Origin of the sequence: Sphingobacterium sp. B16(2022) (assembly GCF_012030425.1) — a bacterium.
Lineage (GTDB): Bacteria > Bacteroidota > Bacteroidia > Sphingobacteriales > Sphingobacteriaceae > Sphingobacterium > Sphingobacterium anhuiense.
Genome location: NZ_JAAUVN010000001.1, coordinates 106,929 through 129,154, shown reverse-complemented (window position 1 = coordinate 129,154; position 22,226 = coordinate 106,929). Strand labels below are relative to the sequence as shown.

Genomic DNA, 22,226 nt, shown 5'->3' with positions numbered 1-22,226 from the left:
GTAAAACATGATGAACATTCTATCAAAATCTACCACATATAAAACACTAGCATTCTTATCATTAGCAATGTTAGCGATAAATCATAACAATGTGTCAGCGAGCACATTTACGATTGCAGCAGCACCAGACTCCATCGGAGTTGAAAAAATTGATGGACAAGAATATGTTCTTTTCAAAATTGAAAAAGGCGATAACTATTACCAGTTAAGCAAAAAATATAAAACTACCGTAGGTAAAATAACGGAATTAAATGGAAACAAAACTTTAGCTCTTGGCCAGATTGTCAAAATCCCGACCGGTCGCATGTTTTATGTAACTCCAAACAATTCAAAGAATTCTACAGTTAAAGGCTCCCAAAAAGAACTGATCGATTATAAAGTTGGTGACCAAGAGACTCTGTATGCTATTTCACGTAAATTTGACGTAACTGTTGAAGAAATAAAGAGAGCAAATAATCTGCGGTCAAACAGTATCAGCGGAGGCCAAATATTAAAAATCCCTAATAACAGCAACTTAAATATACCTCAAAAACCAGACACGCTATTTATCGGTCCAGATACCACTGCTGTAGAAGAACCCGTTATTGCAGCTAACAAATATGGTATTCGCGAGAAAACGGAACGTGGAATTGGCGTTTGGATAGATGGACTGAATGAAAATGGGACCAGTAATTTAGCATTACATAAAACTGCAGCAGTAGGTACCGTGCTTAAAATTACCAATCCGATGACAAGAAGCGTGACCTACGCCAAAGTGGTTGGTAAATTTAATGAAAATGCAGATACACATAACGCCATTGTTGTTTTATCAAAATCTGCGGCCGCTTACATAGGCGCTTTAGATAAGCGCTTTCAAGTCGAAATTACTTACGGAGTTCCTTTAGAGGATTAGTGCTGATCGATTCTTTTCGAATATTATATATTAAATGAATAAAAAACCATATGTCATTGGAATCGCAGGTAGTAGCGGTTCTGGTAAAACATTTTTTCTAAACTGTTTTTTGAAACACTTTAGTCCCGACGAAGTGACGCTTATTTCACAGGACGACTATTACATACCAGCAAATACAAAGACGCAGGAAGAAAATAAATTGTATAATTTTGATCTTCCAACTTCGATTGACCGAAATGCTTTTTATAAAGATATTAGTGATCTATTTGACGGAAAAACAATTTATAAAGAAGAATATACCTTCAATAACCCTGCTATAAAACCAAAGATGCTGGAAATTAAACCAGCACCTATTTTGATTATTGAAGGACTGTTTATCTATCATTATACAGAAGTAAACAAGTTAATCGATCATCGGATATTTTTAGATGCAAACCAAGATATCGCATTGGAACGCAGATTACGACGAGATTTAATAGAGCGTGGTTATTTTGAAGATGATGTTCGTTATAAATGGGTTAATCATGTTTTACCGTCTTACAATGAATATTTATTGCCCTACAAAAATAGTTGTGATCAGGTTATAATCAATAATACGGACGATCCTGAACCGATCTGGAAGATCACAGATGATATCTGCGCGGATTTAAAAGATAAAATTTATAAATAACAATAAAAAGACTGTGTAGAACAGTCTTTTTTACTTTCAATCGTTCCTAAAGGGTTTGTGCATACTTATTATTTACCTATCTTTGCGCCAGCAAACAAATTATACTAATGAGCCATTCTGTAAAGATTAAAAATGCTTTAGTGTCTGTATATTATAAAGACAACTTAGCACCATTAATTCAATTATTAAACAAATACGGTGTTACCTTCTATTCTACAGGTGGCACAGAAGCTTTCATCAAAGATTTAGGTATTGATGTAGTTCCTGTAGAAGACCTAACGAGCTATCCTTCCATTTTAGGTGGCCGTGTAAAAACATTACACCCAAAAGTATTTGGTGGTATATTAGCGAGAAGACCTTTAGAAAGCGATCAACAGCAACTAGCACAGTACGAAATTCCGGAAATAGATTTAGTCATTGTTGATTTATATCCTTTTGAGGAAACAGTAGCTTCTGGAGCTTCTGAAGAAGACATTATTGAAAAAATTGATATCGGTGGCATTTCATTGATTCGTGCGGCTGCTAAAAACTTCAATGATGTTGTTATCCTATCTTCTAAAAATGATTATACAGCTTTAGAGGAAATGTTAGCAGATCAAGAAGGTACAACTACATTGGAGCAACGTAAAGAATTTGCTAAGCTTGCTTTCAATACTTCTTCACATTACGATACTGCTATTTTCAATTATTTCAATAAAGAAAATACGCTTGATGTATTCAAACAATCGGAACAAAAAGCTCAAGTATTACGTTACGGTGAAAATCCACATCAAAAAGGTGTTTTCTATGGTGATTTAGATGCTATGTTTACAAAACTGAACGGCAAAGAATTATCCTACAACAATTTGGTAGATGTAGATGCTGCAGTTGCTATCATTGATGAATTTACGGAGCCTACATTTGCAATTTTAAAACATACAAATGCATGTGGTGTAGCTTCACGTCCTACAATCAAACAAGCATGGGTGGATGCTTTAGCATGTGACCCTGTTTCTGCGTTCGGTGGTGTTTTAATCACTAATGGTGAAGTAGATGCTGAAACTGCCACTGAAATCAATAATTTATTTTTCGAGGTTCTTATTGCGCCTGCTTACTCAGAAGAAGCAATTGCAATTCTTACAGCAAAGAAAAATCGTATCATTCTAGTTCGTAAGGAGGTTGAATTACCATCACAACAATTCAAAACATTGTTAAATGGTGTTATACAACAAGATAAAGACAATACAGTTGAAGGACCTGAGCAAATGACTGCTGTTACTACAGTTGTCCCAACAGCGGCTCAATTAGAAGATTTATTTTTCGCAAACAAAATTGTTAAACATACCAAATCAAATACAATTGTATTTGCTAAAAATGGCACATTGATCACTTCAGGTGTTGGTCAGACATCACGAGTTGACTCATTAAAACAAGCTATTGAAAAAGCGAATGCTTTCGGATTTGACTTAAAAGGATGTTCAATGGCTTCTGATGCTTTCTTTCCTTTCCCTGACTGTGTTGAAATTGCAGCAGAAGCCGGTATTGCAGCAGTTCTTCAACCAGGAGGCTCAATCAAAGATCAATTATCAATCGACATGTGTAATGAAAAAGGATTAGCAATGGTGACGACAGGAGTGCGTCATTTCAAACACTAATCTTCCGATTGAATCATATAAAATAGAAGAGACTGTTACCTAATAAGGAGACAGTCTCTTTTTTGTTTATAAATAAAGTCAATCTGCAGAACGAAACATTTTCGACAATCTTTAAAAGTGTCATAAAATAGCATATAATAAATAAAGGCGACCAATGGTCGCCTTTATTTATTATATGCTATAGTAACAGCTTAAATGCTTGGTACGTTTACCAATTCATTTGTATCTGCATTATAGTCGATACCATCAAAATTAAAACCAAATAGGTTAAAGAATTCGTCACGATAACCTTGAATGTCAGAAATTTCTGATAGGTTCTCTGTACAGGCTTTTTCCCAAAGTGCCGCTACTTCTGCTTGAACATCAGCTCTCATTTCCAAATCATCTACACGGATACGACCTTTTTCATCCAATTGAACTTTACCGTCAGCTGTGTAAAGACGCTCTGCAAATAAACGTTGCATCTGCTCAATTGTACCTTCGTGAATACCTTTTTCTTTCATCACTTTGTATAGTAAAGAAATATATAAAGGAACAACAGGAATTGCAGAACTTGATTGCGTTACCAAAGCTTTATTAACCGAAACGTACGAAATACCGTTAATATCTTTCAATAAATCATTTAAAGCAGGTACAGTACCTTCTAAATCATCCTTCGCACGGCCAATTGTACCGTTACGGTAAATAGGGAATGTTAACTCAGGACCGATATACGAATAAGCCACTGTTTTAACACCATCTGCTAATACACCAGCTTCTTTTAAATCTTCAATCCAAAATTTCCAATCTTCTCCCCCCATTACTGCTACTGTATTCGCAATATCTTCTTCATTATCAATCGGATTAATCGTGATATCAGAAATCACACCAGTATGAAAATCCACTGTTTTATTTGTAAAAGGAACATCAATCGGTTTCAAAACAGAAGCATATGAAACACCTGTTTTTGGATGTGTCCGTCTCGGAGAAGCTAAACTATAGATTATTAAATCAACTTGACCTAAATCCTGCTTGATTAATGCTATAGTTTGTTTTTTGATTTCATCAGAAAAAGCATCACCATTGATACTTTTTGCATAAAGACCAGCCTCATGTGCTTCTTTTTCAAAAGCAGCAGTATTGTACCAACCAGCTGTACCAGGTTTCCCTTCAGCTGCCGGTTTTTCAAAAAATACGCCAATTGTTGCTGCTCCAGAACCGAATGCTGCTGAAATACGAGATGCAATACCGAATCCTGTTGATGCACCAATGACCAAGACTTTCTTAGGGCCATTAGCAATTTCACCTTTAGATTTTACGTATTCAATCTGGTTTTTAATGTTTTTCGCAGTTCCTTCTGGATGCGAGGTTAAACAAATAAATCCTCTAGTTCTTGGTTGTATAATCATAATGATTAATTTTCTTACTCATGTTTTATTAAGGATGCAAAATAAACAAATTTTAGTAACAATTGATGCATAAATAAAGAATATCTTTTCAAGACATATCATATAATCGGTCTTGACATTGTCCTATTCATTAATTACTTTAGAAGTTACAAATCCTGATTCTTATATAAACATGCTCCTTACCGCTAAATCAAAAGCACTTTCATTTGGTATATTAGCCTCATTATTTTTCGCTAGCACTTTTGTCCTCAACCGCATCATGGCAGTTTCGGGAGGTGGATGGCAGTGGTCTTCAGCCTTACGTTTTGTATGGATGCTACCGATATTGTTACTTATCGTTATTATACGTGGAAATTTAAAACAATTATTGATTGAAATGAAAAGAAATCTAGGGCAATGGTTGCTCTGGAGTACACTTGGATTTGGAATTTTCTATGCTCTGTTGACATTTGGGGCAAGCTATGGTCCTTCCTGGTTAGTTGCAGGAACCTTTGAATTTACCATTATTGCCGGTATGTTTATAGGTCATTTCATGCAACGTAAAGAAAATCGACAGCCATTTTCTAAATCGACCTTATTTTTTTCCTGTATCATCTTTTTGGGTATCCTAGTCATGCAAATTTCTGAGGCTAAATCTACTCCGTTGTCAACAATATTACTCGGAACTATTCCTGTACTAATAGCCGCAATTGCTTATCCTGTTGGTAACCGTAAAATGATGGCCTTAACAAAAGGCTCTTTGGACACGTACCAGCGTACATTGGGTATGACGCTCGCAAGCATGCCATTCTGGATTATTCTGATGTTCTTTGGCTTTCAGGAGCATGGACTTCCCGATCAAAGTCAATTGTTACAGACCTTATTAATAGCCTTATTTTCTGGTGTTATCGCAACGCTACTTTTTTTTAAAGGGACAGAATTAGTGCAACATGACCATAAAGCACTTGCCGCAGTTGAGGCAACACAGGCTATGGAAGTGATTTTCACATTAATAGGGGAAATTATCATATTGCAAACTGCTTTCCCAAACAACTTGGCTACAACCGGTATTTTACTTGTAGTAGTAGGAATGTATCTGCACAGCAAAAACCATTAATGATTTAATGTTTTACTAATTTTATCCAAATTGAGACTATTAGCCATAGCAGAAAAGATCTTATAATAAGTGCCACGATGATCGTATAAATCTTCATGAATGCCCTTCTCGACTACCCTACCTTTTTCCATCACCACTATTTCATTGGAGTCTATAATTTGGGAAATACTATGAGACACAATAATAACCGTACGATCCTTTTTTATAGCATCCAAACTATTTTTTATTTGTTCGGTAGCAATGGCATCCAAATTCGCAGTAGGTTCGTCTAGAAAGATAATCGGAGGATTTTTCAAAAACAAGCGGGCAATTGCTATTCGTTGCTGTTGCCCCCCTGAAAGCAAATGAGCTCCAGAATCGTAACCTTGAGGCAACTCCATAATCTGTTCGTGAATGTAAGCTTCTTTAGCTGCCTTAACAATTTCTTCTTTACTACTCCCTATCTTTCCATATTCAATATTTTCAAAAATAGAACCTTTAAAAATATGGTTGCGCTGAAGAACCATACCGATATTTTTTCTTAAAAATTTAGTATCATAGTTTTTAAGATCAACTCCATCTAATAAAATCCGACCAGCTGTAGGTTCATAAAATTTATCTAAAAGATTTATAACTGTACTTTTCCCTGCGCCGCTTAATCCAACAAGCGCTGTGATCTGATTTGGTTTGATTTGAAAAGAAATATCTCTTAGTGCATGGGTTCCGTTAGGATATTCAAATGATACGTCTTCAATCACAATATGGCCTTTGATCTTATCTGGTATAAAAGTACCGCTTCCCTCAATCAAAACATCAGACTCCAATATTTCGAAAAATGATTCCGAGTAAATTAAAGCATCATTTACCTCATCATAGATACGATGCAGTTGACGAATAGGAGCTGAAACATTTGAAAATAACATAATATGAAACATAATCGCTCCAATTGTAATCTGATTGTCCAGCACCAGAAAAGCAGTTAAAACAATAATTGCAACAACTGCTATCTGCTCAATAAAATTCTTTAGACTATCAAAAATGAAACTCGTTTTTCGTGTTTGCATCTGATTTTCCGTCATTTCAAATTGAATCTTCTCATGACGGTCTGCTTCTTCAGGTTCGCGTACAAAAGATTTTATGACCAATATAGAGTCAATTAAATTAATGATTCTATTATTCTTGGATTCTCTATATTTTCGCATCTGCCGTCTAAATCCACTAAGTTTTCCAGCTTGTGTTTGACTGATGTAGAAATAAATTGGTATAACTGCGAGCCCAACCAATCCGACGTACACATTAGCCATAAACATACATACGAGCGCCACGATGGCATTCGCAAATAAAGGAAGGATATCGATAAAGAAATTCTGAACTAAACGTGTCAGCGAGCTAATTCCCGAATCAATCCGTGTCTGCAATTTTCCGCTTTCATTTTCTTCTGACGTATAAAAAGCCATTTTATACGTCAATATTTTTTCTACAATCTGTTGTGAAAAATCTCTTGCAATAAATATACGTAGTTTTTCACCGTAGAATTTCTGTCCAAACTGAATAAAGGAATAGACAATCTCTTTTACCAAAAGAACTGCAGAGATAATCCCGATCAAATGCATACCTCTAGACAGCGGTTCTTTAGCGACCATCAAGTCACTGATAGTATCTACCGTATATTTCAAGATGAAGGCATTAATCTGCGCGGCAAAAGATCCGACCAAGGTTAAAACTAAGGTATAAAAGATGAGGTTTTTATAGGGCTTGGCAAATGGTGTTATCTTCTTGAACAGTAGTGATATGGTCATATATTAAGGCGTAAAAATAAAAACGACAAGAAAATTCGTTGTATTAATCTGACCACAACAATAATACCGAAAATAAAAAAGGGAAATGAATACATTCATTTCCCTTTTTTATTTTATAAGACTAATGATTAACCAAAAACATCATTCAAGATTTTTGCCAAACGTAAACCACCTCTAAGCATACAATTTTCTGCTTTATAAATATTGTTATAAATGTAGTTATAAGATAAGTTTGCGTTGAGCTCAACATCTGCATAGATTTTATCTGAAAGCTGATTTGACTCATACAACCAGCTCGCTAATGTACCACCTTGCACCTGCTTAACTTCATTTTTACTTAAAATATCCAACACTGTTGCATATTCAGTATAGCTATATTTTTCACCATCGATCAAATCTGAATCCCATACACGGTGTATATTAGATTTTTTTCCGAACCAGCTTACTTCAATTTTATTTCCACCTTGATCTTCGGCTCTACTTACGTGCATCGGCTGATGAGCGTCACCGATTAAATGGATCAGCATGTATAAATTTTGTTTCTTTTTTTCAAGCGTTAAATCTTTTTCTGAAAATGATTTTTCCAATCTCAACACCGTTTTGTATAAATTTTCTTCATTGGAATTTTCCATTGCTAACTGAAAATCAGCCCAAGGTAGATGCGGATTAGTATTTATAAAATGAGAATTCCCCAATTTTTTAAATTCATCATGCGGATCAGATTTAATAAAATCACCCCAATTTGCCCAATAAGCTAGTTTCTGTTTTCCAATTATTTTTTGAATATTCTTTTTTGCTTTTTTTGTCAGATGACGTTCTGCGACCTCAGCAACGACACGATGTCCAGTAGATCCCCATGCGAATACGGAAGAAATCTGCAAAGTCATTGCGAGTACAATTAGACTTTTTAGTATATTTTTCATAAACAATACAATTTTAGCGCAAAGGTAAAAATTACATCCTCAAATAAAACCCTATTGACGTAATAATTTAACTTTTGAAAATTTCAAACCCATATTGAGCATCACACCAAAACTCATCGAGAGCAATTAATCTTGGTTTGAAAAATGATATCAGATCGGGCCAGTCTTCTTGTTTAAAAATACTTTTTCCCTCCATAGTCATATAGATCATACTTACAGATTTCCCTTGTTCATCTTCCATCTCCAGATCCCAGGTCCATTCCTCTCCTAGTATAGCTGTTAGAATGGTTTTGTACTCTTCAAACTGCTCCATCATAAGTTTACGCATTGATAGGTCACGATGACTCCACTCAATTGCTATTAAAGAAAGGCGTTTATCTGCCTCCATCTTAAAGCGTAGATTTTTAATACCGGTTCTATAGTTTACCCAATTAATTTTCTCTCCATCAGCAGAGTTATTTAAAGCCATATACTGTCCAAATCGGGTCCAAAAAGTCTCCTTCAACTGTTTTACTTCTTCTCTTGAATACATGGTACTTAATTTTAAAATGACGAAAATACTACTTTTATTTTCATAAATGACTAAACATTCGTCTCCACTTTGGCGTTTTTATTGCATGTACCCATAGGGACAGCTCACAGATTTATGAACAAATCATCATTATTATGGATAAGAAAAAATCACTTCTCATACTCGCCGCTACCGCTGCCGTCACGTTCGCTTACAATGCGTTAAAACCAGTAAAATCCAAAGTCAAAGTCATCGAACCTTTTGACATAGATCGTTACTTAGGCAAGTGGTATGAAATAGCAAGGCTAGATTTTAAATGGGAAAAAGGTCTGTCACAGGTTACTGCTACTTATAACAAAAATAATGATGGTAGCATTGCGGTAAATAATCAGGGATTTCATGACCAAAAAAATAAATGGAAACAGTCAATCGGTAAAGCAAAGCCTATTGATTCATCAAAAAAAGCGGCTTTAAAGGTATCCTTTTTCGGTCCATTTTACAGTGGTTATCATGTAGTGAAAATTGATCAAGATTATCAATATGCACTCATTTTTGGAGATAATTTGGATTATATGTGGATATTATCCAGAGAAAAGACAATACCTGAAGATATTAAATTAGCCTATTTGGAATATGCGCGTAAATCTGGTTATGCCATCGAAAACCTGGTTTGGACCAAACAAGATTAGCCAAAAATAGGCTTTAATACACCATAGTCAAGAGTTGGGTCTTGAGCAAAAACTCGAGCCAGCTCTTCACGATCTTCCTCCGTGATAATCCCACCAAGTCCCTTATTGTATAATTCAAGCAAATACAAGGAAGCCTCAAGCTTGTTTTCATAGGTTAAAATTGCACTTCCCACATAAAAATTTAATACCGATACTGCATATTCACCGAAAATGTCAAATCCAAATCCTGCGCCCGACTGTACTGCAAAACGCATATATTTTTCAAAGTCAGATTTTAAAATTTCCTTTACCTTGTTTTCCATATCCGCAAAAATGCAATATTATAGTGAAATAAAAAAAAGGAGATGAACTTCGTTCACCTCCTTTTTCTGTTCCAATTGGACCTATCGTACGCTTATAGCAACGATACGATCCAATACGCGTTCCGCTTCAGGTGCATCAGCTGCTGCTTTTGCAAACTCAGAACCATAACCTTCAGCGCCAATAACCTGACTACTAGGTCCTTTTCCAATCAAATATACTTTAACTACCTCAGCGCGATCTGTAGATAATTTCTTATTAAAATCCTCATTTCCAGTTTTATCTGTATACCCGCCAATCTTTACAGTTGCTGCAGGGAAAGCTTTTAGAATTGCCGCTATGTTTTCTAATTGAACTTGACTTTCAGGAAGCACTTTAGCCGTACCTGTTTCAAAATTTAAATTATCAAAATTAAACCACTTATCTTTCAGTTCATCCTCGCTTAGCGCTTTGTAGTCTGTTTTTAGAAACTGCACCAACTGATCTTCAATACCACCTTTATAGGCTTTTAACTTTACACTATCCGGCAAAATCACCTCTAAACTTTCGCGAACGACCGGAGTAACAGCAACAACAGTCAAACTTGTGTCTACAGCTGTTGTATTCATGCTATCGGTAACAACTACCTGATCTTTATCACCTTTACAGCCTTTCCCGAATAAGAACCAAAGAACAGCAATAATTACGATGGGTATTAAAATTTTCCAAATTCCTCCACCGCCAGAAGACGGGGTTTCTGTATGTAATGGATCAACAATGGGACCGGAAGGCGGAGGTGGAATAATAGGAACATGATCAATAGGAGGCACAACCGGAGGTGCTGCAGTGACTGGATTATCATGATTTACAGGTTTCGATGGAACAATAGGTGGTGTTACAACAGTCAACTCTTCCTCTTTGGAAACAGATTCATTTGTGACCTCTTCTGGGTGAGTAACTTGAAGTTCCTCTTTAGTAACTGGCACTGATACCAATATTGCTTCTACAGGCTTATCTGTAATACTGCTATCGTGTAATTCACTATCAGTAGAAGAGGATCTAATTTGATCCGCCTGAGCAAAAGAAGTTCCAAATGCCGCTAGTCCTAATCCTGAAGGCAATGCGGCTGTAAAATTATCCTTATTTTCATTTAATAATCGACCGATTGCACTTACATCCCAATTTGTTCCATTTTGTGTTAAACCCGAGAATACAGCAGGTAATGAAACACTTAATAACTTTTCAACAGTGGATTCATTGCCTCCAACAAGGCTGCCTAAGCTTGAAATAATTGAATTAAACTTGTCTCCAAAGATAGATTGTAAAAGATCATTGTGATGAGGTTCAATAGGCTCTGCATCTACCAATCCATTGATACGTCCTGTTTCAGTATTGGTTTTTAAAAAGTCACCAAAATTAAAATCTCCATAATATTGTTTAGCTTTCTCTAAAATTGCAGCTAAGCCACTTCCTGACTCTTTTTGCAACCCTAAGAAAACAGTAGGAACAATTGCTCCAATAGCTGATTTCACTTTTTCTTTATCTTCCCCTACGGAATTACCGAGCTTAGATAAGACTTCATCATTAAAAAATTCTTTAGCAGAATTTAAAAGGTTAATTTCCATAATGTTCAAATTTTAGTTTATCCGTTACTTTAAGTTACACTTCACGATCAAGTGCTATGCTGCAATTTCACCTTGTTGTAACAATTACATACCAAGAATTGTTTTAACACAATATATAATGCTGAATTTTAAAACTTAACATTAAACAAATATGGGTTTGCTATATTAGCCCATTAATATGATATTAAGACTATAAATACCAACATCAACTATTATTAAACATGATCAAACGTACACTCGCAACGACATTTTTCTATTTAGCATCACTATCTATTTTATTTGCTCAAAATAAACCTAAATATATATTCTATATGATCGGTGATGGTATGGGACTCAATCAGGTCAATTCTACAGAAGTCTATTTGGCAGACCTTGAAAATAGAATCGGTTTGAAACCTTTAGTATTTTCGCTTTTTCCTGTCGCTACTTTTGCTTCTACATACTCCCTATCCAATGGCATTACCGATTCTGCTGCTGGTGGAACAGCACTTGCTGTAGGATCAAAAACTAAAAATGGTGTTATTGGAATGGACTCAACACAAACAAAACCTTTAAAAAGCATCGCTTATGCGGCTAAAGAAAAGGGGCTAAAAGTCGGCATCACAACTAGTGTCAGCATTGATCATGCTACTCCTGCTTCATTCTATGCACATCAAACAAGCAGAAATAAATATTATGAAATAGCAACAGATATTCCTAAATCAAACTTTGATTTTTTTGGAGGATCTGGCTTTTTAAAGCCTAATACGAATGCTGCCAAAGAATCTGTAACGCCAATTTTCACATTATTTGAGAAATCAGGTTATACATTAGCTTTTGGAAAATCGGATTATCATCGATTGAAATCAAAAGCAGATAAGATGATCTTGATTAACAATAAAGATACTGATCCTGAATCCTTAAAATTTGCAATCGATCAAAAAGATGGAGATCTCAATCTTAAAGAAATTACGGAAGTAGCAATTGAGTCACTGACAAAAAATAATGATAAAGGTTTTTTCTTAATGGTCGAGGGAGGAAAGATTGATTGGTCCAGCCACAGCAATGATGCGGCAACTACACTGCATGAAGTAGTCGATTTCAATAACTCCGTACAGGTTGCTTATGATTTTTACTTAAAACATCCGGAAGAAACATTAATCATTATTACTGCCGACCATGAAACAGGCGGTATGACCTTAGGAAATGGAAGTAGCAATTTAAACTTCAAAGCCCTCGTAAACCAAAAAGTTTCTCAGGGAGAACTTTCTAAAATAATTACTAAAATACGTATAGAACAACCTAAGACAACTTGGGAGCAAATCAAAAATATACTAGCAGAAAATCTTGGTTTATGGACAAAAATTAAAGTCAATGAACGTCAAGAAAAAGCTATGTTCCAGGCATATGAGAATAGTTTTATCAAACATGTAAACGCAACAGAAAAAAGCCTGTATGCCAATGATGAAAAACTAGTAGCTGAAGCTGTCAAAACATTAAACGAAGTCGCAAATATATCATGGGCTTCTGGCAATCACTCTGCAGGTTACGTTCCTGTTTATGCAATCGGAGCTGGCTCTGAACTGTTTACTCACAAAATGGAAAACACCGATATTCCTAAAAAAATCGCACAAGCGGCGGCATTAAGCTTATAATAAGCAATAAAAAAAGCGGGGGTTATCAAAATGATAACCCCCGCTTTTTTTATTTTAAATCTTCATCTATTTATCATGCTGTTTATGCATCTGTTTTTTCTCGCTTTTAATATTTAAAAATTCGACTAAAACAGAGAAAGCCATTGCAAAATAAATATATCCTTTTGGAATATGCTGATCAAATGCTTCTGCTGTCAGCGACACCCCGATCAAAAGAAGGAAAGACAAAGCTAGCATTTTCACGGAAGGATAATTATTGACAAACTTACTGATCTGCTCGGAGGATAGTAACATAATAACAACAGCAATAATTACTGCCGCAACCATCACACCTATTTGATCAACCATACCAACCGCAGTGATCACAGAGTCTAATGAAAAAACAATATCTAAGATTAATATCTGAAAAATTGTACTTAAAAAAGTTACACCCTTTTTATTGACTTTATGTTCTTCAGTGTGCCCGTCCATTTTATGATGTATCTCGGTCGTACTTTTATAAATTAAAAATAGACCTCCAATAAATAGAATTAGATCCCTACCTGATAATTCCAGATAACGAGACCAATCCGGATTGTCAATACCAAAAGTAGTTGCAAGATTAATAAATGGTTCTGTCAAAGACATGATCCATTTAATTGAAAATAACAGAAGCACACGAGTTACTAATGCCAACATCAAACCTAACTGACGGGCCTTTTTTTGCTGTTCGGCAGGGAGTTTACCGCTAAGAATAGAGATAAAAACAATATTATCTATTCCAAGCACGACTTCCAGTACTGTCAATGTCAGTAGTGAAATCCAAATCTGTGGGTCTGAGATCCATTCCATAAAATATGTTGAGGGTTTTTATAAATTAAATTATTTATAATGTGCTAATGAAAAAACATGGGGACTAAACCGGGTTAATCTTCCCTGGCTATTTAAAAAATCTAGGCTGATGACAAAACAATATCCAGCGATTTCACCACCTAATTTTTCAATCAATTTACTTGCAGCCACTACAGTGCCACCTGTAGCCAGCAAGTCATCATGGATGAGAATTCTACTTCCTTTTGGAAAGGCATCTTCATGGATTTCTATAGTCGCCTGTCCATACTCAAGAGCATAAGACTCTGAAATTGTATGAAAGGGTAATTTCCCCTGCTTACGGATGGGAACAAAAGGAATCTTCAAACGATTGGCCAACATCATTCCAAACAGAAAACCTCTGCTCTCAATACCAGCAACAGCATCAAGTTTACAATCCTTTACCTGTTCTACAAAAGCGTCGACCATCTCTTCACACAGCTGTGCATTTTGCAATAGCGGTGTAATATCCTTAAAAACAATTCCAGGTTTAGGGAAATCATATACATCCCGAATGATATGTTTTAATTTTTCTTCAAGCATCTTTAAAAGATTAAATACGGAGCAAGTTTACGCAAAAAATCATCATCTAATAAGATGACCTTTTTTAAATCTTCCAAATTACGAAAATGACCATGTTGATTTCTGTAATTGACGATTGCAGTACTTTGCTTAAAACTAATATAAGGATGTTTAGACAATGACTTTACATCCAACTCGTTAATTGTTAATTTTGAAACTGCATGATGAGGACTAATCTTTAGAAAAGGAAGTATGGCATCAAATGTTTCAACAGGCAGCCCATAAATCTCTTTAATCTGATCAACAGATACAAAGCCACCCAGAGACTCTCTATATTTCACAATCCTTTTGGCAAAAGTTGAACCGATACCTTTTAGCGCTATGAAAGCAGTAGTATCCGCATTGTTTATGTCGATCTCTCGAGTTTTTAATTTATTCTCAGAATCATTTTTAAACTGAGCTAAACTATCTTTTCCTCTATTTTGAACCTGATTTTTAACTGTCGTTGGTGCAATTTCAATATAATTTTCCAATTGCTTAAATGTAGCCGGAGAGATAGAATAGATCTTAGCTAAATCTTCCTTTTTATAAAATCGGCCTCCTTTTTTTCTATAATTGAGTATGACCTGAACCTGTTTCTCTTTCAATCCCAGTTTTATCCAGCCTGCTTTATCCAAACGATTGGGATCAAATCGAAATAAACTACCTTCACCCCCTTTATCATAAGGATCTTTATCTTTATGATCCCCTAAAGACCGATATTCATTCGATTGACCAACATCTGTTGTATCATTTTCAACAGATGTAAAAGCCTGAATATTGTAATTTTCTAAATTTAAGTCGGGTTTACTAAAAAAATTGGCTATAAAAGGAAAACTGAACAGGAATAGCATCAATATACTCAGTACAAAGAATCCATTCTGTTCAGTTCTTGAGAACTTGAAGTATTTAAAAAACTGACGTAGCACAATAATTTAGTTTTCATTTAAAATACATAAAATTTAAATAAAACAAAACTAAATAATCTGAAAACCAGATAAATACTACATCAAAATACGTTATAAACTATTTTTATCTACTTTTTCTACTTTACTATCGTTCTTTAAAGTTTTAGAAATAGCATCAAATGGCCTTGAGACAACCTCATCACCTTTTTTCAGACCCGATAAAATTATAATATTTTTATCGTCCTGAATGCCTGTTTTCACAACGGTTTGTTTAACCAATCCATTGTTAAAGACAAATACATATTCTTTCAAACTGTCTGTGCTTAAACTATCTGCTCCCGTACCATTTCTGATGGTAACAGATTGTATTGGAATAGCCAACCCCTTCTGATGTTTAGTAAAGATCTGTACTGTTGCAGATAGACCTGGTTTAAAAGGAGAGGCACTATTCTCCTTAATTAAATCCTCATAAGAGCTCAATTGTATACGCACTTTGACATTAAAGTTTGTAACCTGCTCGGTTGATGAACCAGCAGTCACTGTAGCAATATTTTTAGATGAAGAAGCAATCTCAGTAACAATACCTTTAAATTTACGATCTTGATAAGCATCAACTTCAATCTCTGCTTCGTTTCCTACACGGACGCGATTAATATCATTTTCATTCACATCCACATTCACTTCCATAGCGTCCATATTAGCTATACGCATGATTTCTGTACCCGCCATCTGTGCCGTTCCAACCACACGCTCGCCTAACTCAATAGATAATAATGACACGACACCGTCACTTGGCGAATAAATTGTTGTACGATCTAAATTATCTTTTGCTTCTTTGACAGTTGCCTGAGATTGGTCTATACCAAATTTCGTAGATAATACAGTCTGTCTTTGTGCTTCAATAGCTGCTAAAGTTGAGTAATATTCTGCCGAGCTTTTGTCCATTTCAGCTGCTGAGATCACTCTTTTATTAAACAGTTCAAGATTTCTCTTGTAAGTTGCTTCAACATTACTAAAATTAGCTTGTTGCTGTTTTAATTGTTGTTGTGCAGCTGCGAGATTTGCTTTCTGAGAATTCAAAGTCGCAATAGATCTTTCATAACCTGATTGCAAAATATCAGGTTTTATACGACAGAGAACTTGTCCCTTTTTCACTAAATCACCTTCTTTAATATTCAGTTCCACAACTTCGCCAGATACCTCAGAGCTCAACTTAACTTCAAATTCTGGTTGAATTTTACCACTTGCAGAAACCAGCTCATTGATATTCATTTCCTTTACAGGATCTACAGCAACTTTAACGATATCCCCTTTTCCGAACCATCCCAATTTGCTGCCAACTAAAACCAATATTAATAGAACAACTGCACTTATTAATATGATTTTTGGTAATTTATTTTTCTTTTTAGCCATTTCAGATTTTCATTAAGGGGTTATTTAATATCAAATTTAATTGGATTTCCAACATAATAATCAATTATTTTATCTTTAAAGATCATATTATACTTTGCTTGGATTAAATCAAATTCTGCTTTATTTCTATTTGTTTGTGCGGTAAACAGTTCAATACCATTCGCCATACCTATATCATAGCGTTCTTTGATCACTTGAAATGCATCTGTCGCACTACTAAAAGCAGCTAAACTAGATTGATAACGCTGTGCTGCGGCAGAAAGGTCTAAAACAGCCTGATTAACGGTTTTATTTAAATTTGTTTCTAAAAGCTGTTGATTGGTTTCTGCCAATTCTAGATTAATCTTAGCTTTTGATACATTTATTCGGTTTTTATTATTGTCAAAAATTGGTACCGACAAAGTCAGTCCTGCCCCAAATGATTTATTTTGATTAAACTGGTCACCAAAAGGAAGATAATCTCCGGTAATTAAATTTCTTCCTTTGGAAGAATAATTGGTACCATAACTCACTCCTAATGAAAGAGAAGGATAATAGCCTCCTTTCGCAATATCAATTTGTTTTAATGCTACTTCCTTATCTAATTGAGCCTTCTTTACCTCTGGATTGAAACTTTTAGCTTTTTCAAAGACATTAACTGCCGAATATTGACCTAGCACATAGTCCACCGCTTCTACTTCTGGTTTAACCAATTTCAACTCTGCTTGTGGAGACATCTCCATCAATTGTTTCAATGTCAATAAAGAAGATTCATAGGCATTTCTAGCATTTACCAAATTAAGCTCATCCGTGGCAACTTGATTTTTAGATTGAGAAAGATCTGCCAAAGTTTTATTACCTACTTGAAATTGGATGGAATCATTTTTCACCTGCTCTTTGGATAAAAGAATCTGCTGCTGGCTCGCAATCGTCAATTCACTGTTTGTGATTGCTTCCAAATAATTAACCAATACAGATAACATCAAATCATATTTTATCTTTTCAATTTGCGTAGCGGACGACTCTAATAGTAATTTATTAGCTTTGATTTGGTTGATCTTCTGAAAACCTTGAAAAATGGTTACATTAGAACTCACAGAAGCGCTAGATGTCCTCGTCCATTCATTTCCTGTGATCACAGTACCCGATACTTGGTCAAATGCAAATCCATTATTAAATCGCTGATTTACACCTATGCTCAAATCGGGATATAAATTGGATTTTGCCTGATAGACGTCCTGCGCCGCTAAATCTTTATTTAAACTAGCCTGCTTGACCTGCAGATTTCTTTCTAAAGTAATTCGAATAGCTTCCTCTACGGTTATTTGTCCTTGTCCAAACCCCGCATACCCCATCAAGGAAAACATGATGGTCATAAAAGCCATTTTCTTATAATTTTTTCTATCGTCCATAGTAAGAACCTAATAGTTTTAATATTTTTGCTAAAATAAAAATGTATGTATCTCGTTAAAGCACCTTTCTTTCTTAAATTATTATATCCAAAATCAATCTGGAATAAATCAAGGAAAGAAAACAAAATTTACCTCACTTTTGATGATGGTCCTATTCCGGAATTAACTCCATTTGTTTTAGATACTTTAAAACAGTACAACATCAAAGCGACTTTTTTTTGCGTAGGTGAAAATATTAAAAAAAATCCACATTTATTCGAAAGAATTTTGTCTGAAGGCCATCAAGTCGGAAATCATACTTACAATCATTTAAAAGGCTGGAAAACTGACGATGCTAAGTATCTCGAAAACATCCGACAGTGTCAAGAGCTTACCAAAAGTAAGCTATTTCGCCCTCCATATGGAAGAGCTAAAAAATCTCAATTAAAAGAACTCTATTCTGCATATGAAATTATTATGTGGGATGTTCTAACCGGTGATTTTGACCTTTCACTTTCCCCTGACCAGTGTTTAAAAAATGCAATCAGAAATACCGAAAATGGATCAATTATCGTTTTTCATGACAATATAAAAGCAATACCTCGTGTAGAATATGCACTTCCTAAAACTATAGCTTATTTATTAGAGAAAAACTACCGATTCGAAGTGTTATGATTTGCTTTTTCAAGTACTTTTAGTTCATAGTATTGCGCACTACTAACACTAAAATATCCAAGTGCACCATTAGATATATTAGATATCGGATTAGAGGGAGCTGCAGAACCTGGATTTAACCCTTTAACATTGGACCAGTATGTGTATACATCCTTGGCGATACATTGTCTCAAAACTTGAATTTCGTCTCCAACTTTTATGTCTTCATCTTCATTACTTATTTCATGCTCAACAAATAATCCATCATTAAATTTATCACTAAATACATCGCTAAATTTAAATTCCTCATCATTCAATTTCAACTTATACTTGTAATAGTTTTCTTGATTAGCTGGATCATTAAAACCAAATGAAGCATATATATATTCATCATTAAATCTTTTTTTACGAACTAAACCGATGGAATCTACTGCTACATATTTAGGCATGATACAGGTTGACTCAAAATGGCTTCCATCAGACATTGTAACTGATAAGGCATATCGATCACCTTCTTTGAAAGTCATTCTATCAATAACATAGCTACCATTATTCCTATCAGCAAATTGATAAGAACGGCCACTACTCATATTTGTCACTTGCACATAAGCGCCTAACACCGGATCGTTGGGTGATGTATTCGAAAAGTCGACAACACGGTTAATGGAGATTGTTTGAGACACATTTGCATTATGCAGATCTCCGACAATAACATATTTACCGACTACAGCATCCAACTCTAAATCTATTTTATCTTCACATGAACTTAAAAATACGGCCGTTACCAACACGATACAATTAAAAACAGTTTTTATATTCATCACAATAATTTATTTATTCATTAATAATCAGTTTTTATAGATCATCACGCTAATGCTTGATTTGATGATTTAACTTCTTGAATACCTATCGGTACCTTACTTTTAAAATCATTAAAATTTAAAATTCCAGGTCACAGAAGGAATTATACCGAATAAAGCGATACGGTAAGCCTCGGTAATATTAGCATTATCCTCATTCTCTCTAAAATCAATTAAGTACGCGTTTTTTCTGTTGTATGCATTATACAGCCCAAAAGACCACGATGAGGAATACCTTTTATTGAGCTTGGCACCTGGATCGTAAGTTGCAGATACATCAAGACGGTGATAATTAGGCATCCGATAACTATTGCGATCTGTATAATAAAACAAGGTTTTACCGTCTACTTGATATTTTCCAGAAGGAAAAGTAACCGCATCACCTGTGTAGTAAACAAATGTAGAGCCCAAAGTCCATTTATCTGTCAGCTTATACATCGCTACTAAAGCGACATTATGAGTTTTATCTTGTCTGGCATTGAACCATGCTCCATTATTAATCTGATCAAATTGACGCTCACTTTTCGATAGCGTATAGCTCAACCATCCTGTTAATTTTCCTTTATTTTTTTTCAAAAACCATTCTACGCCATAAGCTCTTCCTTTACCGAATAATAATTCTCCATCCAACATTTCGTTTGCCTGTAAGTCAGCACCATTCTTAAAATCAATCTGGTTTTGCAGATCTTTGTAATAGGCTTCTACCGAAGCTTCATATTTTGCATTTTCAAAATTCTGAAAATAGCCTAGTGATACTTGATTTGCTAACTGTGGTTTGATGTTATTGGAACTTAAAACAAATTGATCTGTTGGAAGGCTTGATGTCGTATTCGTCAGCTGATGCAAGTTTTGAGAATTACGATTTAAGGATGCCTTTATACTTTGATTGTCATTGAACATATAATTTAATGACAATCTTGGTTCTACAGTGAGATAATTTTGAATTATCTGATTTTTCTCATAAATAGTTTTCTCTGTGGCATTTCCATCAGCATCAAAACTATAGATGGTACCTGGCCCTAACATACTATAGTTATTAACGCGTACACCGTACAATGCTTTAAATTTATCTGATATAGACCATTCATCTGACACGTAAACAGCCGTCTCCAACCCTTTTCTTGGTTCGATCTCAATTGTGTTTACTGCGGATCCCTCTCCCCCAAAAAGACTGGCAGGACGAATTGTCTGAACAGATGCTTGAACTCCAAACCGGATCTGATGATCATTATTAGGATAATATTGAAAATCTTGTTTAAAATTCAAATTTTCAATCTTTGAAGTGATTTTGAAGTTTGAATTATTTTCAATATTCACGTTGTAATTAAAATCGCTGTAGATAAATGTTGTGTTACTAAAGAGCTTATTAGTCCAAACGTGATTCCAGCGTATCGTACCAGTCGCATTACCCCAATTAAAATCAAACAAATCACTATAGGCCATGGCATCTTTTCCAAAATAACCAGATAGAAACAAGGAATTCTTATTATCAAAACGATAATTTACTTTAGCATTCAGGTCATAGAAAAACAATTTGCTTTTGTTTACATCTTCATCCTTCGATAATTTAAGAAATAAATCGGCATAAGTTCGACGTCCACTAATCATAAAAGACCCTTTGTCTTTTACTATAGGTCCTTCCACTTTAAGTCTAGATGCGATTAAGCCCACACCTCCTTCTACACCAAACTCCTTGTTATTTCCATCAATCATACTGATGTCCATAACCGAGGAAACCTTACCTCCAAAATGTGCCGGCATACCACCTTTATAAAAATTCACATCTTTAATCGCATCAGAATTAAATGTAGAGAAAAAACCAAATAAATGTGACGCATTATATACCGCTGCTTCATCTAGTAATATTAAATTCTGATCACCCCCACCACCACGCACATAAAAAGAACTACTGCCTTCTCCTCCACTTGTCACACCTGGTAGCAATTGAATTGTTTTTAAAACGTCTTGCTCTCCAAAAACAACGGGAATATTTTTAATATCTTTTATTTCTAATTTAACCAAACCGGTTTGCACACCAGATACATTACCGATCTTCCGTCTTCCTGACACCACAACTTCGTCAAGCTTTCTTCCTCCAGGGGTCATATCAACATTGAGTACACTATCTCGATCAATCACAACATTGAAAACTTGCTCATCAAATCCAACATAAGATACAGCAATAGATTGATTTCCGGCAGGCAACTGAATGGAATAGAATCCATAATTATTTGTTCTTGCAATCTGACTAGAATTCAAATCCCGAATTACTGCTCCAATTAGAGTTTCACCATTAGCTGCGTTTTTAATGTATCCAGAATATTGGAATTTGCCCTGAGCAAAAATTTGAGAAAAAAATAAAAAGAACAAGACAAAAAAGATAGGTCTAAGAGATCGTAACATTATTTTGATTTAGTGTTTACCAAAGATAAAAAAAGCCTTGTGGTTAGCAAGGCTTTGTGTCATAAGTTTATAATTAATTAATAAAGATT

The 22,226-nt window shown here is 35.0% G+C and carries 20 protein-coding genes; 7 read left to right on the top strand and 13 right to left on the bottom strand.

Annotation, left to right across the window (positions count from 1 at the left end; translation table 11 throughout):
* Positions 1-7 precede the first annotated feature (7 nt).
* The 3 genes from HCX49_RS00550 to purH all read left to right on the top strand — a co-directional run bounded on the left by HCX49_RS00550 (position 8) and on the right by purH (position 3,196).
* Positions 8-892, top strand: a complete 885-nt coding sequence (locus HCX49_RS00550) for a LysM peptidoglycan-binding domain-containing protein (RefSeq protein WP_021188440.1) — start codon at positions 8-10, stop codon at positions 890-892.
* Between the two features lie 34 nt (positions 893-926).
* A complete protein-coding gene (locus HCX49_RS00545) occupies positions 927-1,562 on the top strand; it encodes a uridine kinase (RefSeq protein WP_021188441.1) in 636 nt (211 codons plus the stop codon).
* Between the two features lie 107 nt (positions 1,563-1,669).
* Positions 1,670-3,196 carry a bifunctional phosphoribosylaminoimidazolecarboxamide formyltransferase/IMP cyclohydrolase gene (purH, locus tag HCX49_RS00540; RefSeq protein ID WP_168125851.1) on the top strand — a complete coding sequence of 509 codons (1,527 nt, stop codon included), beginning with the start codon at positions 1,670-1,672 and terminating at the stop codon, positions 3,194-3,196.
* A 191-nt stretch (positions 3,197-3,387) separates the two neighbouring features.
* Here purH and fabV read toward each other — a convergent pair whose 3' ends face one another.
* A complete protein-coding gene (fabV, locus tag HCX49_RS00535; RefSeq protein ID WP_021188442.1) occupies positions 3,388-4,584 on the bottom strand; it encodes an enoyl-ACP reductase FabV in 1,197 nt (398 codons plus the stop codon).
* Positions 4,585-4,756: 172 nt separating this feature from the next.
* Between fabV and HCX49_RS00530 the strand changes: the two genes are divergently transcribed.
* Positions 4,757-5,680, top strand: coding sequence for a multidrug resistance efflux transporter family protein (locus HCX49_RS00530; protein WP_168125850.1), 924 nt, complete (start codon positions 4,757-4,759; stop codon positions 5,678-5,680).
* Here the strand turns inward: HCX49_RS00530 and HCX49_RS00525 are convergent.
* The 3 genes from HCX49_RS00525 to HCX49_RS00515 form a co-directional block, all read right to left on the bottom strand.
* Positions 5,677-7,458, bottom strand: a complete 1,782-nt coding sequence (locus tag HCX49_RS00525; RefSeq protein WP_021188443.1) for an ABC transporter ATP-binding protein — start codon at positions 7,456-7,458, stop codon at positions 5,677-5,679. The genes HCX49_RS00530 and HCX49_RS00525 overlap by 4 nt on opposite strands.
* A gap of 128 nt (positions 7,459-7,586) precedes the next feature.
* Complete coding sequence (locus tag HCX49_RS00520; protein WP_021188444.1) at positions 7,587-8,381, bottom strand: S1/P1 nuclease; 795 nt, start codon at positions 8,379-8,381, stop codon at positions 7,587-7,589.
* Positions 8,382-8,448: 67 nt separating this feature from the next.
* Positions 8,449-8,913, bottom strand: coding sequence for a DUF4268 domain-containing protein (locus tag HCX49_RS00515; RefSeq protein WP_021188445.1), 465 nt, complete (start codon positions 8,911-8,913; stop codon positions 8,449-8,451).
* Positions 8,914-9,047: 134 nt separating this feature from the next.
* Between HCX49_RS00515 and HCX49_RS00510 the strand changes: the two genes are divergently transcribed.
* On the top strand, positions 9,048-9,581 hold the full coding sequence (locus tag HCX49_RS00510) for a lipocalin family protein (RefSeq protein ID WP_168125849.1): 534 nt from the start codon (positions 9,048-9,050) through the stop codon (positions 9,579-9,581).
* Here HCX49_RS00510 and HCX49_RS00505 read toward each other — a convergent pair.
* Positions 9,578-9,883: a hypothetical protein gene (locus tag HCX49_RS00505; protein ID WP_021188446.1), complete on the bottom strand. Its 306-nt coding sequence runs from the start codon at positions 9,881-9,883 to the stop codon at positions 9,578-9,580. The two genes, HCX49_RS00510 and HCX49_RS00505, sit on opposite strands and share 4 nt — an antisense overlap.
* Before the next feature lie 81 nt (positions 9,884-9,964).
* Positions 9,965-11,485, bottom strand: a complete 1,521-nt coding sequence (locus HCX49_RS00500; RefSeq protein WP_168125848.1) for an OmpA family protein — start codon at positions 11,483-11,485, stop codon at positions 9,965-9,967.
* A gap of 221 nt (positions 11,486-11,706) precedes the next feature.
* Between HCX49_RS00500 and HCX49_RS00495 the strand changes: the two genes are divergently transcribed.
* Positions 11,707-13,119 (top strand): alkaline phosphatase, encoded by a 1,413-nt coding sequence (locus HCX49_RS00495; protein WP_168125847.1) that lies wholly within the window; start codon positions 11,707-11,709, stop codon positions 13,117-13,119.
* Between the two features lie 66 nt (positions 13,120-13,185).
* On the opposite strand, the gene HCX49_RS00490 is transcribed toward HCX49_RS00495, so the two are convergent.
* From HCX49_RS00490 to HCX49_RS00470, 5 genes are all read right to left on the bottom strand, one after another.
* On the bottom strand, positions 13,186-13,950 hold the full coding sequence (locus HCX49_RS00490; protein ID WP_168125846.1) for a TerC family protein: 765 nt from the start codon (positions 13,948-13,950) through the stop codon (positions 13,186-13,188).
* Positions 13,951-13,980: 30 nt separating this feature from the next.
* Positions 13,981-14,511 (bottom strand): adenine phosphoribosyltransferase, encoded by a 531-nt coding sequence (locus tag HCX49_RS00485; RefSeq protein ID WP_168125845.1) that lies wholly within the window; start codon positions 14,509-14,511, stop codon positions 13,981-13,983.
* A 2-nt stretch (positions 14,512-14,513) separates the two neighbouring features.
* Positions 14,514-15,458, bottom strand: a complete 945-nt coding sequence (locus HCX49_RS00480) for a ComEA family DNA-binding protein (protein WP_168125844.1) — start codon at positions 15,456-15,458, stop codon at positions 14,514-14,516.
* 90 nt (positions 15,459-15,548) lie between these two features.
* Positions 15,549-16,850: an efflux RND transporter periplasmic adaptor subunit gene (locus tag HCX49_RS00475; RefSeq protein ID WP_168125843.1), complete on the bottom strand. Its 1,302-nt coding sequence runs from the start codon at positions 16,848-16,850 to the stop codon at positions 15,549-15,551.
* Between the two features lie 20 nt (positions 16,851-16,870).
* The gene (locus HCX49_RS00470; protein ID WP_021188451.1) at positions 16,871-18,241 is read right to left on the bottom strand and encodes a TolC family protein; all 1,371 of its coding nucleotides are present in this window, start codon (positions 18,239-18,241) and stop codon (positions 16,871-16,873) included.
* 45 nt (positions 18,242-18,286) lie between these two features.
* On the opposite strand from HCX49_RS00470, the gene HCX49_RS00465 reads away from it, so the two are divergent.
* Positions 18,287-18,895 carry a polysaccharide deacetylase family protein gene (locus HCX49_RS00465; protein ID WP_168125842.1) on the top strand — a complete coding sequence of 203 codons (609 nt, stop codon included), beginning with the start codon at positions 18,287-18,289 and terminating at the stop codon, positions 18,893-18,895.
* Here the strand turns inward: HCX49_RS00465 and HCX49_RS00460 are convergent.
* Both HCX49_RS00460 and HCX49_RS00455 read right to left on the bottom strand, forming a co-directional pair.
* On the bottom strand, positions 18,874-19,695 hold the full coding sequence (locus tag HCX49_RS00460; RefSeq protein WP_021188452.1) for a DUF4249 domain-containing protein: 822 nt from the start codon (positions 19,693-19,695) through the stop codon (positions 18,874-18,876). The two genes, HCX49_RS00465 and HCX49_RS00460, sit on opposite strands and share 22 nt — an antisense overlap.
* Before the next feature lie 111 nt (positions 19,696-19,806).
* Positions 19,807-22,137 carry a TonB-dependent receptor domain-containing protein gene (locus HCX49_RS00455; RefSeq protein WP_168125841.1) on the bottom strand — a complete coding sequence of 777 codons (2,331 nt, stop codon included), beginning with the start codon at positions 22,135-22,137 and terminating at the stop codon, positions 19,807-19,809.
* Between the last annotated feature and the right edge of the window lie 89 nt (positions 22,138-22,226).